Raw genomic sequence first — 14,516 nt, 5'->3', positions numbered from 1 at the left:
TCAGGATGACGATTTTTCATGTCAGTTTATGTAACACAACCAGTTCTATTTTCAACAGTTTACTGCTACTATGATCGTATTACATCAGCAAAACCGCTAGAATTCCTATTGAAAATTATTCACCTTAACCAATGTTTTTATAGAAAAGGAGAATGCGCTATGAATATTTTTGATGTGATGAAAATACCGGCTTTTGAAAACGCCAATTTAATCGCTGGAAAAGCAGGAGGGGAAAGAGAGGTTCAGCATGTCAATATGATGGACGCTCCGGATATCGCAGACTTTTTGCATAAGAATGAATTGCTCGTCACCACCGCCTATCACCTGAAGGATCACCCGCATCAATTATCTGAACTGATTCGGCAAATGGCAAAACGCGGCTGCGCGGGCCTCGGCATTAAAACAAAGCGCTATCTGGAAGATATCCCGAAGGAAATCATCGAACTGGCCGATTCATATGCGTTTCCGATCATTGAACTTCCAGAACACATCCGCCTCGGCGATATTGTAAATGCCACACTCAGCCACATTCTCGATATGCGTTCTAACGAGCTGCAGCAAGCCATTTACGCGCACAAAAAATTCACAAACCACATTATGAGCGGCAAGGGGCTGCAATCCCTCCTTAAAAAGGTGTCAGACCTCCTTCAGCTTCCCGTCCTGCTGCTTGACCAGCATGCCAAAATGCTGTCCGCGTCTCATCAGATTTCAGTTGAGACTGAAAAGCTGAAAGGCACCCTGAATACCGTATCCGGGCCGTTTTTCACTTGTTTCTCTACAATCTCAGATCAGAAAACATATTCTGTCCTGCCTATTTATAATCACGAAAAAAACTGCGGCTACCTGCTGATACCGGACATGGTCCAGGCCGGCGATAAAGGATTGATCCTCACGATTGAACAAGCGGCCAACGTCATTTCCTTTGAACTGCTGAAGGAAAATGCGCTGAAGCAGTTCAGCCGGCGGGCTCGCAATGAGTTTTTCAACAATTTTATTGAACGGTCCTTTTCTTCAGATGACGAAATCAAAAACCGGGCGAAAGAATTCAAGCTGCGCTGGGATCAAAAATACATGTGCATTGCCGGCAAACTCGATCGGAATGATGAATCAATCAGTTTTACAGAAAATCAGCTCGCTTCCGACAGCGTATTCGAATTTCTTGAAGGTGAACTATCAGCCTTCCCGTTTCCGCCTCACTTCTTTATGAAAGGAAATGTCGGCATTATTCTAATCGAGGCGACAGACAGCTGGAGTGAAATGCACGCCTCGGTGATCAGCTTTTTAGAACAGTTTCAAACACAGGTCAGCGCTCAATTTAAACGAACCGTGTCCTTTGGCATCAGCAATATCTGCCAAAAGCTCATTGATGTTCCCGACGCTTTCACAGAAGCTTCTGATGCTCTGCAATCGGGGCATTTGTCAAGAAGCACCGCATTTATCCAGGTGTATCACGCCAAAGATGTGCCTGAGCTTCTGCGCTTGCTCCCAGTTGAGGATTTGAAGAAATTTTACAACTCCACGCTTCAGAGCCTCGCTGAAAAACAGCAGGAGGATCAAAGCCTGCTTCATACGCTTTCCGTCTATTTAGAGACACACTGCCAAATTTCAGAGACGGCAAAGCGTCTGTACGTTCATCGCAATACGGTCATATACCGCCTTGAAAAATGCGAAGAGCTTCTGGGTAAAAGCTTAAAAGATCCTGAAACAACGATGCGTTTGCGGCTTGCCTTACGTATGCAGCGGCTGATCAGCTAACGTTTGTCACATTTTCCTACAAAATGAATCATTTTTCGTCACTTTCAGCAATCACACCTGTCTTTTTCAGCTACTGTATCCAATGACACCCCTCGGCCGGCACGATATCATGTTACTAAAGTTCACATACAGGGAGGGACTATGGTGAAAAAAAGATCGTTTAAGGTGTTTACGCTTGGCCTGCAGCATGTGCTCGCCATGTATGCAGGTGCGATTTTGGTGCCCCTGCTTGTCGGCAGGGCGCTGAATGTAACAACTGAACAGCTGTCCTACCTATTGGCGATTGACCTGTTAACGTGCGGCGTCGCGACGCTTTTGCAAACCTTGCGCGGAGCATACATCGGCATCGGGCTTCCCGTCATGCTTGGCAGTTCATTTGTGGCCGTCACCCCGATGATTGCAATCGGCAGCAATTACGGCATTCACGCGATTTACGGTTCCATCATCGCGGCCGGTGTGTTCATCTTTTTGTTTGCGCGTTTTTTCGGCAAGCTGACTGTGTTATTTCCTCCTGTCGTAACAGGTACCGTTGTGACCTTGATCGGCCTTTCACTTGTTCCGACAGGTGTGAAAAATATGGCTGGCGGCGAAAAAATAAACGGCAGCGCCAACCCGGAATACGGTTCGCTCGAAAACCTTCTTCTCTCTGTCGGTGTCCTTGTTCTGATCTTAGTCCTCAACCGCTTTCTCAAAGGATTTGCCCGAACACTGTCCGTTCTGATCGGCATCGCCGCCGGAACAGCCGCAGCAGCGATCATGGGCAAAGTCAGCTTTTCTTCTGTTACAGAAGCACCGTTCTTCCAAATCCCGAAGCCTTTTTACTTCGGAGCCCCCACGTTTGAAATCGGTCCGATCTTAACGATGCTGATCGTCGGAATCGTCATTATTGTGGAATCAACCGGCGTTTTTTACGCAATCGGAAAGATATGCGGCAGACCTTTAACTGAAAAAGATCTCGTCAAAGGCTATCGAGCGGAAGGAATCGCCATTCTCATCGGCGGGCTGTTCAATGCCTTTCCTTATAATACCTTTGCGCAAAACGCCGGCTTATTGCAGCTGACCAAAGTGAAAACAAGAAACATCGTCGTTACCGCAGGCTGTATCCTTGTCTGTCTCGGGCTGATTCCGAAGATTGCCGCCCTTGCATCTGCCGTTCCTGCTGCTGTACTTGGCGGCGCGACCCTCGTCATGTTCGGCATGGTGATTGCCTCTGGCGTCAAAATGCTGAGCACAGCGGATCTCAAAAATCAATACCACCTCCTGACCATCGCATGCTCAATCGCACTCGGCATCGGCGCCAGCACGGTCCCCGGGATTTTTGCTGAATTCCCCGCTCCGATTAGAATTCTGGTCAGTGACGGCACCATCACCGGAAGCCTGACCGCCATCTTTTTGAATCTTTTTTTCAGCTTGCGCGGCAAAAAAGAATTAACAGCACAGCAAACAGAACTTCCGGTATTAGAACGTACACTCGTATTAGAAAAAGAGGTGTAAAAAAGATGAAGGAACAACACAATGCCTTACAGCTGATGATGCTGGGGCTTCAGCACATGCTTGCCATGTATGCGGGAGCCATTCTCGTTCCGCTGATCGTCGGAGCGGCGATCGGGCTGAATGCGGGGCAGCTGACGTATTTAATCGCGATTGATTTGTTTATGTGCGGGGCGGCAACTCTTTTGCAGCTCTGGAGAAACCGATATTTCGGCATCGGCCTTCCCGTTGTGCTCGGATGTACGTTTACCGCAGTCGGCCCGATGATTTCCATCGGCAGCACTTACGGTGTCCCAGCGATATATGGTGCCATTATCGCCGCAGGACTGATTGTCGTCTTAGCCGCGGGCTTCTTCGGGAAGCTTGTCCGTTTTTTTCCGCCTGTCGTAACCGGATCAGTCGTCATGATCATCGGCATCAGCCTGATTCCAACGGCAATGAATAACCTGGCCGGAGGTGAAGGAAGCAAAGAATTCGGCTCACTCGACAACGTGCTCCTCGGGTTTGGCGTCACAGCTTTTATCTTATTGCTATTTTATTTCTTTAAAGGCTTTATCCGCTCCATAGCGATTTTACTCGGTCTTATCGCAGGAACAGCGGCTGCATATTTGATGGGAAAGGTCGATTTTTCTGAGGTCTTGGAAGCGTCTTGGCTTCATGTTCCGTCTCTGTTTTATTTCGGACCGCCAACCTTTGAGCTGCCGGCTGTTGTCACGATGCTTCTCGTTGCGATTGTCAGCCTCGTTGAATCGACAGGCGTTTATTTTGCCCTCGCTGATATCACAAACCGCAGGCTGTCGGGGAAGGATCTGGAAAAGGGCTACCGGGCAGAAGGCCTTGCGATTTTGCTGGGCGGCTTATTTAACGCGTTTCCCTATACAGCTTTCTCGCAGAATGTCGGCATCGTTCAGCTCTCAAAGATGAAAAGTGTCAACGTCATCGCCATCACAGGAATCATACTGGTCGCGATCGGCCTGGTTCCAAAAGCAGCGGCCCTGACAACAGTGATCCCCACCCCAGTTCTCGGCGGCGCAATGATCGTCATGTTCGGCATGGTCATTTCTTACGGGATCAAAATGCTATCCAGCGTTGACCTTGATTCGCAAGGCAACTTGCTGATTATCGCCTCTTCCGTCAGCTTGGGGCTTGGCGCTACAACAGTTCCCGCGTTGTTTTCATCTCTTCCGGGCGCGGCCTCTGTCTTGGCAGGAAGCGGAATTGTGATCGGCAGTTTGACGGCCATTGCACTGCACGCTTTTTTTCAAACCAAACAGCCGAATGGCGCAGACATAAAAACGTAAAGGAAGATGCCAATGTTCACAATGGATGACCTGAACCAAATGGACACACAAACACTGACAGGCACACTTGGTTCTATTTTTGAACACTCTTCATGGATTGCGGAGAGATCCGCAGCACTACGGCCGTTTTCGTCCCTTTCTGATCTTCACCGCAAAATGACTGGCATAGTAAAAGCCGCGGATCGCGAGACACAGCTTGATTTAATCAAAAAGCATCCCCGGCTCGGAACAAAGAAAACAATGAGCGATGACTCGGTACGAGAGCAGCAGAACGCGGGGCTCAGCAAATTAGAACAGCAGGAATACGAGGAGTTTCTCATGCTGAATGAACACTATTATGATCGCTTCGGCTTTCCTTTTATTTTAGCGGTGAAGGGAAAGACGAAACAGGACATTCACCAAGCCCTGCTGGCAAGGCTTGAGAGCGAACGAGAAACGGAGTTCCAGCAGGCCCTTATAGAAATTTACCGAATCGCCCGCTTTCGTCTGGCTGACATCATCACTGAAAAAGGAGAGACGCAAATGAAAAGAACTATGTCTTATGGCAAAGGAAATGTATTTGCATACCGAACGTTTTTAAAACCGCTCACTGGAGTGAAGCAAATCCCAGAATCATCTTTTGCCGGGAGAAGCAATACCGTTGTGGGCGTTGATGTGACATGCGAAATTGGCGGAGAAGCCTTCCTGCCATCATTTACAGACGGAGACAATACTCTCGTCGTGGCAACGGATTCAATGAAAAACTTTATCCAGCGCCATCTCGCATCCTATGAAGGAACGACAACCGAGGGGTTCCTACACTATGTAGCTCACCGATTTTTAGATACCTATTCTCATATGGACAAGATCACTCTGACTGGCGAAGACATTCCGTTTGAAGCAATGCCTGCATACGAGGAGAAAGAGCTCAGTACAAGCCGCCTCGTCTTCAGAAGATCGCGTAATGAACGAAGCCGCTCTGTGCTGAAAGCAGAACGAAGCGGGAATACCATAACGATTACAGAGCAATACAGCGAAATCATGGATCTTCAGCTCGTCAAGGTGAGCGGCAACTCCTTCGTCGGCTTCATCCGGGACGAATATACGACTCTTCCCGAAGACGGCAACCGCCCGCTGTTTGTCTATTTAAACATCAGCTGGCAATATGAAAATACAAATGACGCATACGCTTCTGATCCAGCCCGCTACGTCGCGGCTGAACAAGTCCGCGACTTGGCAAGCACCGTTTTTCACGAGCTCGAAACCCCTTCAATCCAAAACTTAATCTATCATATCGGCTGCAGAATATTAGCGAGGTTCCCGCAGCTCACTGATGTCAGCTTCCAATCTCAAAATCACACGTGGGATGCGGTTGTCGAAGAAATCCCGGGCTCACAAGGAAAAGTCTACACCGAACCGCGCCCGCCATACGGTTTCCAACATTTTACCGTGACAAGAGAAGACGCCGAGAAAGAAAAACAGAAAGCCGCTGAAAAATGTCGGAGCCTGAAAGCCTGATGGGAAAGCTGACAACCCATATTTTAGATTTAACCTGCGGCAAACCAGCGGCGAACGTAAAAATTGAATTGAAGCGGCTGGGCGAAAGTATTATGAAAGAGGTTTACACTAACAATGACGGCAGAGCCAATGTCCCTCTGCTGGCTGGTGAAGAGCTGGTGTCCGGAGAGTATGTGATGGAATTTCATGCAGGAGACTATTTTGCGAATAAAAACGTGAATACGGTCGACCAGCCATTTTTAACCATAGTCACCGTCCGTTTTCAGCTTGCAGATCCAGATGCACATTATCATATCCCACTCTTGCTGTCGCCGTTTGGTTATCAGGTGTATAGGGGGAGTTAAGAAGGAAGACCGCCGGTGAGGCGGGCTTCTATTTGCACTTCAATAAACTTTTGATCCTAGGACAGTACTTGCAGTGATCCCACGCTTAGTGAAACAACAGCTTGAATAAACATTCACCAATATTTTTCAGGATAATTGCCTACGAGAAAAATATCCTGTAGCCCTTTCATTTATAAATCGGGGTTTCAAACTAATAAGTCAGCTCTTAGAAGCCGAGCTCCCTTTTCCAATCCAATAAACAGACCGCGTTTTTTCTCGAAAAATTACTCTGAAAACAATTGCTGCGGTTTTAATAGTTTTGATAATGCGTTCTCTCTTACACCTTTAGACAAAATATTCATTTTTTCTTTTTTAGACTTAAATCTATGTCGAAAATGATCGTTTGGCATATCTTATACTATCTCCACTAAAGGAGGTGACATTATGGGATTCTACAATTCTGGTGGATACAATGGAAACTCTGGTTACTCAAACGGTTTCGGGAGCTCCTTCGCTTTGATCGTGGTGCTATTCATTTTGTTGATCATTGTTGGAGCAGCTATCTTTAATTATTAAGTTTAACTTTCCTTGCCTCCGCCGTATCCAACACCTCCCTGTCCGACAGACGCCATAAGAAGTTTTTATGGCGTCTTTGCTATGGATTCACTAATCATTTTCTAATCCAGAAGCTGTCAAGTTCTACGAGATTTATCGCGTGTGTTTTCCCACAACGCTTCTGCGTCTTGATCGCGCTGTCTGACTGAGGCTAAAAAAGTCCGGCTCTTAAAAGCCGGACTCCAGACTACCCCCGTTCAACTCTCTTCTAATCCTGCAAGCTGACCGCATAATCCCGCCATACCCGGTACACCGGCACAAGTTCCCCGCCAGCCCTTCTTCTATATCTTTGTCAGAAGGTTGAGGGGTTTCCCGAAACAGTGCTTTAAGCGCAATTATCATTCCTGGGGTACAGTAGCCGCATTGGAAGCCTCCTTCTTCCAGAAAAGCGGTTTGGCAGATATCCAGTTCCTCTTGTTGTACGCCCTCGATTGTTGTAATGGAGTGGCCGTCCACTTGATAAGCCATGGTCATACACGCATTGGCCAGTTTTCCGTCGATTAAAATAGAGCAGGCTCCGCAGCGGCCGATTCCGCAGGACACCTTTGTCCCGATCAGCTGAAATTCCTTTCTAAGCAAGTCACTCAGATGTGTCGTAGGAATGGCAGCAACCTCCCACTCCTGCCCATTCACGGTCATCCGGAACTGTTCCTTTTTTACAGGAAATGGCCCAGCCTCTTTTACGTCCATTGCTTCAGCCCCTTTCTGTCGATCGCTTCAAGCAGCTCTTCTCTTGAAATTGGCAGCTTGTTTATCCAGCATCCGACCGCATCATGTACTGCCTTTACAATCGCCGGAGTGATGGCGATCGTTCCAATTTCGCCAACACCGCGTGGTCCATATGCATCACCCTTCATTAGTTCTTCTATTGCGATCACCTTCATGTTAGGAACGTCTTTGACTCCAGGGATCAAATAGTGATCTAGATTTTCTGCGGCATAACGGCCGTCCGTCATTTTCGCTTCCTCCATCAGCGTATAGCCGAGTGCCATGACAGCGCCGCCTTCAATTTGACCTCGATATCCCTGCGGACTGACAACCGGACCTGCCGCAATAGCGTGCTCACAATCTATCAATTTGACATCGCCTGTTAACAGATCTACCTCCACCTCAACGGCAGCCGCTCCAAATGAGTAGAGGAAATGGCCGCCCACCACAGGATCTCCCGTTGTTTTGAAAAGCATTACTTTTTTAAATACAAAAAGAACCTATCAAATTTGATAGGCTCTCTCTGTAAGTTTTAATGTTCAAGGCAGCCCTTCATGCTACCTTAAACAAACATCTTGGAGCAAAAAAGGATTTACTATGGTTAAATTTTGTTCTTTCTTCTTTTCAAGAACCATCTAACAATTAAATAAATGATACCTAACCAAACAATAATCGGAATAATGATACCTAAAGTCGCCATAGTAAATTCCTCCTATTTTTCTTTTATTTGACAATAAACCCTATGATTTCCCTATTTTTTCAAGTATACTACGAATGTATCAAACTTCAAATAGGAAAGAGGTAGGAAAGAGTGAAAAAACGATCCTTATTAATGCCTAGTCTCGCCGCTTTGTTATTGGTCCCTGTTGCACCAGCATCAGCGTCAGAAACACCACGAGTTCACACTCCATCAAATGCTATGCAAGCCAAACTTGCTACGTCTCAAGCAATGGACACAGAACTCGAAGTTAAAAAACTAAAAGAATTAGGACAAGATCCAGAAAAACTCCAATTCAAAGATGGACAATCTCTCGAAGTTAAATTTGATGACGGCAGCCGAATTGTCTACTCCCTAGAAATAACTCCTACATCAAAAGAAAATCTTCCTAAGAACCTCACCCAAAGTGACGCTGACATCCAAGCCACATACAAAACATACACTTTAAGAAAACAATACTTCTATGTCACAGCAAATGCCAACATTTCTGTCAAAGCAGATATTAAACATGAAGGAAGAAGCTTAACTGTAAGAAGAGCTTACCATGGTTTCCAAGGTACATTCGCTAAAAACGATAAACAGTCCAGCCGTATCATTCGAAAGAATGCTACAAGCCCTAAAATGGGAATCACAGAAACAAGTGGACAGTTTACGTTGTATGCTTTCGGGAACATAGCTGACTACTATACAAGGAGCTATGTGCTAAGAATGGATATTGATACTGCTGGGTTCGCCGTACTAAGAGTAATGCAATAAAGTAAAGTTAATCAATCCACACAAAGCCTCCTTTTAAATTTATAACCAAAAGAACCCATCTATGACGATGGGTTCTTTATTTAATAATTTTTAATGTTCTTGGTGACCCCGCTTCCCAAGTTACATATTCCTTTCTTTTCAGAGCATCTAACAGCCCTTTCACTGTACTTGGTGAGGTTAACCCTAACATATTCATCAATTCTCTATATGTAGGAGCAAATCCCTTTTCGTTAATGTATTTTTCGATAACTTGGAGCGTTTCATATTGTCTCTCTGTAATTTTACGCATAATTCTTGACCCCTCTTTTATATGCTGCAGGAGAAACAGCCAGGATATTTTCGATTGTAAACGTCTTTGTTTGACGGCTATTAAAACAAAATGCCCTTATATAACTCTGATTGATTTGCCGAACAATTATTGATCGTTTTGTGATAAGACCGTCGTTTCTTATATAAATCATATCTAATGCTGTTTTCTCAGTTAATGAACGTTTTAAAATCGATTCCATGCTTTTCTCCTCCTTCTCTACCATTATTTTATACGAACATTAGTTCTATTTCAAGTTGAAAAACGAATGTTTGTTCTGGTATTATTTACTCAAGGAGGCAATTGAATTGAATGATTTTGAACAAAAAGTGTACCGGATTATTTTTAATATGACCCATTTAGGAAAAAATCCTTCGTTGGATCAATTGAAGAGAAAAACTGGGAAGGATGAACGAGCTATACGGGAAGCCGTTAAGAATCTTATGAGGCAGCGTTTGTTAAAATGGGATAAGAAAAAGAATAAATGGATTGTGTAAAAACCCCACCTTAAAAAGGATGGGGTTTAACAGGATAATATTACTTAGATATTAATAGCTTTTTCGGCTACATAGAAAGTTCCAGAATCATTCATAGCAGCATATACATTTTCCACATTTAATAAACCTGCAAAAAGAATACCGATTAAAGCGGAGCTGATTAAAAATTTTTTCATTATATAGCCTCCGTAACCTTAAGTATTTGTGTTTGTGCATGTATAGTTCTCTTTAAGAAGCTTCTTCCCTCTGCATAGTTTCTTTGCTCATAATGAAAGTCACCCAATTTTTCTGTTAATTCTGCAAAATCAGACCACAGGCGTTTCTTTTCCAAATAGTCTAAGCTTCGATTTACTTCTGTTTCATTATATTCTTCATATATTGAATTAATGATCTTTAATTTCGCCATATATTCTTCTTCATTAGAATCTTCAGCCCGTTTTAAAGCTGTTTCATAAAAGAAACGTGCTTCCTTAGGTTTGTTGCTTTGGTAAAGTACATTTGCCATCATATATAATGATCTCACACCATACACTGTATCAAGATGTTCTTTCATGTCTATTGCTTTTTTGAAATGTTCTTCAGCTGCACTTAGGTTTTGGGTCCTTAAATAAACTAAGCCTAAATTATGAAAGATCACTCCAATGATCCTTTTTGTCTTTTTCTCATTCATTCCCTCAGCGACACTTAAAGCTTCCCGGTAATATGACTCCGCCTCTGTCAGCCGGTACATATCGTACATATTAGCTCCAAACATCATATTGCATCCGATCACTTTCACCTTATATAATTGATTCTTTTCAAACAAATGCTTAGCTTTTTTCAAATGATTCAGGGAAACAAAATGCTGATCAATTTGATAGTAGGCATCTGCTATTTTATAATGAAATTCAGCTTGTTCCATTTCATCTGAAACTGCAGTCAATTCTTCCTCGGCTTTACGATAATAACTTATCGCTTCAACGTATTCTTTATGATCAAATTCATACATCCCTCGGAAAAATAATGAGTAATATTTCAAAAGGCCTGTAAGTCTTTTTTGCGGTTTTTCTATTTTTTCAAGTAGTTCATCGACTGTGGGACGATCCCGATATCTGTCTTCTGGCTCCAATGAATCTAACATCAATTGATGACGGAAACACATCAACGAATAATAAACAAGTAAATCCTGATCCTCTTCCATTTCCTCTATTTCTTGCTCCACTTCCGCTTTTAAGATTTCTGCATCAGGTACACTGAATTGACGAATCATTTTATACCATTCATTGATCTTGACTCCCACTCGGGATGACGGTAAAACTTGGTCCATACATACCCCTCCCTCTTATGTCTATTTTTGTAATATTGTAACATTTCCAAAAAGTGTTTATGCCGCAAAAAAACCGCAAACATTTTCTTCGGTTAGTTTCGTTCGGGGTTCATTTTCCAAATAAAAGGTTTTTTTGTATTTCTCGATGTCTTCATATGGTAAAATTTTGTTAAGCATTGAACCACAAAGCTTAATAAGAAAGGATATGATCATGAAGGTACTTGAAGCTAAATCACTACTTTCTGAAGCTGAGAACCGTGCAAAGGAATACAAAAATACACGGAATCAAATGGTCAAACTAAAGAAAGCCTTCAAATCAATGGCTGATCTTGATGACAGTGAGTTTTCAGGTAAAGGTGCCAATAACATAAAGGCATTTTATGAAGATCAAGCAGGGATCGCTGGCCAGTGGATTGATTTGATCGACATGAAAATCGCATTTCTCACGAGTATTACCGGCATTTTGGAAGACGCAAGTTTATCCGATGCCTACATAGAAGAATCTTTTTTAGAACACGAGCTGGCTAACGCTTATACCAAATCAAAATCCATCATGTCAGAACAGAAAAAAGCAATGAAAGATATTCTAAATGACATCAACGACATACTACCACTAGATTTATTCTCCACAGAAATTTTTAAAGACGAACTCTCATCAGCCGACAACAAACGTTCCAAGACCACCAAAAAAATTCATGAAGTCGATGAAAATTTAACATCTGAATATGCACTCTCAGAAGCAAATGAACAAATGATTCAGGCTGATTACCAAGCACTCATGAACGCTACAGCAAAAGGCAAAAGCGCCTCTCCTATCCACTATAATGCAAAGGCTTATAGGGACAGTGAAATTCATAAGATGACCGAGGATGTAAAAAAACAATCTACTGATTATATCTCCTTTAAAGATCAGCAGGCCGAACAAAGAAGAATTGCGAAGGAACAGGAAGAACTCGCAAATAGGCCATGGTATGAAAAGACCTGGGATGTCGTTTGTAATTTTACGGGGGAAGTCTCCGGGTATTATGATTATAAGAGAGCTGCTGATGGCGTAGATCCAGTCACCGGAGAAAAATTAACTGATGGGCAACGGGTGGCAGCTGGCGCAATGGCTGCGGCCGGCTACATCCCTATAGTTGGCTGGGCCGGAAAATTAGCCAAAGGCGGAAAGGCTGTCTACTCAACGAGCAAAGCCATTTATAGGGCAGACAAAGCGCTTGATATCTATAAAACACCTAAGACATTCCCTGCCCTTCAAAACTCCAGTAAAGGACTCTACGGTCTTGCGTCAGCGAATGGTTTTAGTGAAGCAATAACCGGCCGAGATATGTTTGGGAATAAGATTTCTGAGGAGAGACGTGAAAACAGCTTTAATAGTGCTCTAGCTGCTCTCGGCCCTATAGGAGCAATCGGGACGGGAAAAGTACTGAAAGCAAGCGCAGGAGCCGGAAAATCCTCAAATCTCTATCGTGGGGATAAAGATTTATATTCCACCAAAGCAGCTAACGGCTTAGGGAAATCACATATTGATCCGGACACCGGAAATCTTGTGCCAATAAATAAAGAAGGAATGTATAAAGGTAGACAAGTCACAGTAACAGAACATATTTTAGGCGGATTTAGAGGAGCTCAAAAGTCTAATAGTCCGTACACCAGTTTCACAATGAATAAAAATGTAATCACTAATTACGGTGATAGTTCTATTGAATTGAATCTGCCGGCTTTGCGAAAGGCCATCCAATCAGGAGAAGTAAAAGGAGTAGCTGTTTTATCTCCGAAACAAATTGAGCGTTTAATAAAGAATGATAAGCATTCAGATTATTGGAAGAAAAGGGCTCTTAGTTGGACAAAAAGGGATACTGAATATTTAATAAGAGGCGAGATACCAAAAGAGTATTTTAAATTACATCTAAAGGAGTCAAAATAGATGATTTTATATTTTAAAGATACAAAATTAGGAGAAATTCATGATGTTTCCGGTGAGGGAATGTGGATGTATGGAATTCTAAAACCCGAAAAAGAAATTGAAGTTTTCAGGGATCTATTTAATGATCTTATAGATGAAGAAGGCCAATTTGATGAAACTAAATACGATAAAGAATGGTTAGAAGATGAAAATTGGTACATCCTTGACGAGAACAACAGCAAACGAGGAATCATTGTTCCTGCAATTTACCCTGACGGAGCTATTAACTGGAGATGGACATAAAAAAAGGGCCCTTTTAAGGCCCTTTTTCACTTCAATTTCGCTTCAATTTTCGCTTTAGTTTTTGGCCCATAAATGCCATCAGCAGTCAGGCCACTTACTGACTGGAACCGTTTGACTGCATTTGCTGTTTTCGGACCATATACGCCGTCGATACCGTTATTCTTCGCCCCTTTGTCTGGATAGAAGTAAAGAGCCGCTAGAGCATTTTGAACCTGTCTGACATTCGTTCCTTTCGTCATCGGACTTGTCACTTTAATAACTCCGGAAGGCAGCGGGTATGACGTTTTTTTACTGCTTGGTTTAGTGCTGGATGTACTGGATCCTTTCAGTTTCAACTTTTGGCCAACTGTAATTTTATTCGGGTCTTTAATGTTATTCCAGCTCTGAAGATTCGCCACACTCACCCCGTGCTCTTTTGCAATTGCAGAAAGAGTATCGCCTTTTTTCACTGTATATGTTGTTCCGGATCCTGAAGAACCGCCTGAAGACGCTGAACTTTTTCCACCGATTTTGCTTAATTCATCAGCAATAGCGGCTTTCACTTCATCCCATCTACCCTCATCTAAAATACGGTGCGGGCAATATTTGCCGCTCCAATCTTGGTGCTTGCGGACACGATCAATACCCCAACCGCGCTCTTTAAGCAGTTGCGCCACAAACTTGATTGCCAATTTTTCAGCAGCGTAGTATTTAGCGCCCCCTGACTTGCTGTAGCAGATCTCTACTCCGATAGACTTGCGGTTTCCTGGACCATCTTTCCCGTCTCCTGTGTGCCATGCATTACGATTCAACGGAAGCCCTTGAATAACCTGTATATCATCCACCGCAAAGTGATAGCTTGTTGAGCTTGTGTTGTTCTTCATATAAGAAATTTCATTCTTTGCTGAAGCGTCGTTTGCTGTATTGTGAATAGTGATATATTCCGGAACCATGGGATTCGGACATTTCAAACTGTATTTTTCTTGAGAAACTAAATTTTTCACCACTTTTATGGCCATAATATTTCATCTCCTATTCTTTTTTTAGATTTAAA

The 14,516-nt window shown here is 43.4% G+C and carries 16 protein-coding genes and 1 pseudogene; 10 read left to right on the top strand and 7 right to left on the bottom strand.

The genetic code is table 11. The features are described 5' to 3' along the window. Nucleotides 1-159 precede the first annotated feature (159 nt). The 6 genes from pucR to yuzJ all read left to right on the top strand — a co-directional run bounded on the left by pucR (nucleotide 160) and on the right by yuzJ (nucleotide 6,943). Nucleotides 160-1,755 (top strand): purine catabolism transcriptional regulator PucR, encoded by a 1,596-nt coding sequence (gene pucR, locus NYE22_RS04775; RefSeq protein ID WP_014477890.1) that lies wholly within the window; start codon nucleotides 160-162, stop codon nucleotides 1,753-1,755. A 144-nt stretch (nucleotides 1,756-1,899) separates the two neighbouring features. Further along, nucleotides 1,900-3,249, top strand: coding sequence for a uric acid permease PucJ (pucJ, locus tag NYE22_RS04770; protein WP_032727095.1), 1,350 nt, complete (start codon nucleotides 1,900-1,902; stop codon nucleotides 3,247-3,249). Between the two features lie 5 nt (nucleotides 3,250-3,254). Next, a complete protein-coding gene (pucK, locus tag NYE22_RS04765; RefSeq protein ID WP_041850568.1) occupies nucleotides 3,255-4,547 on the top strand; it encodes a uric acid permease PucK in 1,293 nt (430 codons plus the stop codon). Nucleotides 4,548-4,559: 12 nt separating this feature from the next. Beyond that, on the top strand, nucleotides 4,560-6,044 hold the full coding sequence (pucL, locus tag NYE22_RS04760; protein ID WP_043940190.1) for a factor-independent urate hydroxylase: 1,485 nt from the start codon (nucleotides 4,560-4,562) through the stop codon (nucleotides 6,042-6,044). Next, nucleotides 6,044-6,388 carry a hydroxyisourate hydrolase gene (uraH, locus tag NYE22_RS04755; protein WP_161986394.1) on the top strand — a complete coding sequence of 115 codons (345 nt, stop codon included), beginning with the start codon at nucleotides 6,044-6,046 and terminating at the stop codon, nucleotides 6,386-6,388. The genes pucL and uraH overlap by 1 nt, the downstream gene beginning before the upstream one ends. Before the next feature lie 423 nt (nucleotides 6,389-6,811). Next, nucleotides 6,812-6,943, top strand: a complete 132-nt coding sequence (yuzJ, locus tag NYE22_RS04750) for a YhzE/YjcZ family sporulation protein YuzJ (RefSeq protein WP_038829787.1) — start codon at nucleotides 6,812-6,814, stop codon at nucleotides 6,941-6,943. A 207-nt stretch (nucleotides 6,944-7,150) separates the two neighbouring features. Here the strand turns inward: yuzJ and pucE are convergent, their stop codons facing one another. Both pucE and NYE22_RS04740 read right to left on the bottom strand, forming a co-directional pair. Then, nucleotides 7,151-7,672, bottom strand: coding sequence for a xanthine dehydrogenase subunit E (gene pucE / locus NYE22_RS04745; RefSeq protein ID WP_038829786.1), 522 nt, complete (start codon nucleotides 7,670-7,672; stop codon nucleotides 7,151-7,153). Continuing rightward, nucleotides 7,663-8,154, bottom strand: a pseudogene (locus tag NYE22_RS04740) (molybdopterin cofactor-binding domain-containing protein); the annotation flags it as partial. The gene pucE and the pseudogene NYE22_RS04740, both read right to left, overlap by 10 nt. A 347-nt stretch (nucleotides 8,155-8,501) precedes the next feature. Between NYE22_RS04740 and NYE22_RS04735 the strand changes: the two are divergent. Further along, complete coding sequence (locus tag NYE22_RS04735) at nucleotides 8,502-9,164, top strand: hypothetical protein (RefSeq protein ID WP_326256402.1); 663 nt, start codon at nucleotides 8,502-8,504, stop codon at nucleotides 9,162-9,164. A gap of 76 nt (nucleotides 9,165-9,240) precedes the next feature. On the opposite strand, the gene NYE22_RS04730 is transcribed toward NYE22_RS04735, so the two are convergent. Both NYE22_RS04730 and NYE22_RS04725 read right to left on the bottom strand, forming a co-directional pair. Further along, on the bottom strand, nucleotides 9,241-9,453 hold the full coding sequence (locus tag NYE22_RS04730; protein WP_229043862.1) for a transcriptional regulator: 213 nt from the start codon (nucleotides 9,451-9,453) through the stop codon (nucleotides 9,241-9,243). Next, nucleotides 9,446-9,673 (bottom strand): hypothetical protein, encoded by a 228-nt coding sequence (locus NYE22_RS04725; protein WP_229043864.1) that lies wholly within the window; start codon nucleotides 9,671-9,673, stop codon nucleotides 9,446-9,448. Before NYE22_RS04725 ends, NYE22_RS04730 begins: the two co-directional genes overlap by 8 nt. A gap of 106 nt (nucleotides 9,674-9,779) precedes the next feature. Here NYE22_RS04725 and NYE22_RS04720 point away from each other — a divergent pair, with 106 nt between their 5' ends. Further along, the gene (locus NYE22_RS04720) at nucleotides 9,780-9,968 is read left to right on the top strand and encodes a hypothetical protein (protein ID WP_044430359.1); all 189 of its coding nucleotides are present in this window, start codon (nucleotides 9,780-9,782) and stop codon (nucleotides 9,966-9,968) included. A gap of 44 nt (nucleotides 9,969-10,012) precedes the next feature. Here NYE22_RS04720 and NYE22_RS04715 read toward each other — a convergent pair whose 3' ends face one another. Further along, nucleotides 10,013-10,144 (bottom strand): hypothetical protein, encoded by a 132-nt coding sequence (locus NYE22_RS04715; RefSeq protein WP_257962800.1) that lies wholly within the window; start codon nucleotides 10,142-10,144, stop codon nucleotides 10,013-10,015. Continuing rightward, entirely contained in the window at nucleotides 10,144-11,274 is a 1,131-nt protein-coding gene (locus NYE22_RS04710) for a Rap family tetratricopeptide repeat protein (RefSeq protein WP_326374330.1), read from the bottom strand. Before NYE22_RS04710 ends, NYE22_RS04715 begins: the two co-directional genes overlap by 1 nt. Before the next feature lie 211 nt (nucleotides 11,275-11,485). Here NYE22_RS04710 and NYE22_RS04705 point away from each other — a divergent pair, with 211 nt between their 5' ends. Together NYE22_RS04705 and NYE22_RS04700 are read left to right on the top strand one after the other, a co-directional pair. After that, nucleotides 11,486-13,201 (top strand): T7SS effector LXG polymorphic toxin, encoded by a 1,716-nt coding sequence (locus NYE22_RS04705; RefSeq protein WP_342412356.1) that lies wholly within the window; start codon nucleotides 11,486-11,488, stop codon nucleotides 13,199-13,201. Then, a complete protein-coding gene (locus NYE22_RS04700; protein ID WP_326331041.1) occupies nucleotides 13,202-13,483 on the top strand; it encodes a hypothetical protein in 282 nt (93 codons plus the stop codon). Between the two features lie 26 nt (nucleotides 13,484-13,509). On the opposite strand, the gene NYE22_RS04695 is transcribed toward NYE22_RS04700, so the two are convergent. Continuing rightward, nucleotides 13,510-14,481 (bottom strand): N-acetylmuramoyl-L-alanine amidase, encoded by a 972-nt coding sequence (locus NYE22_RS04695; protein ID WP_342412355.1) that lies wholly within the window; start codon nucleotides 14,479-14,481, stop codon nucleotides 13,510-13,512. Nucleotides 14,482-14,516 lie beyond the last annotated feature (35 nt).

The organism is Bacillus sp. FSL K6-1560 (genome assembly GCF_038592935.1).
Lineage (GTDB): Bacteria > Bacillota > Bacilli > Bacillales > Bacillaceae > Bacillus > Bacillus subtilis.
The sequence above is the reverse complement of the archived record's forward strand: the minus strand, read 5'-3'. Positions and strand labels throughout refer to the sequence as shown.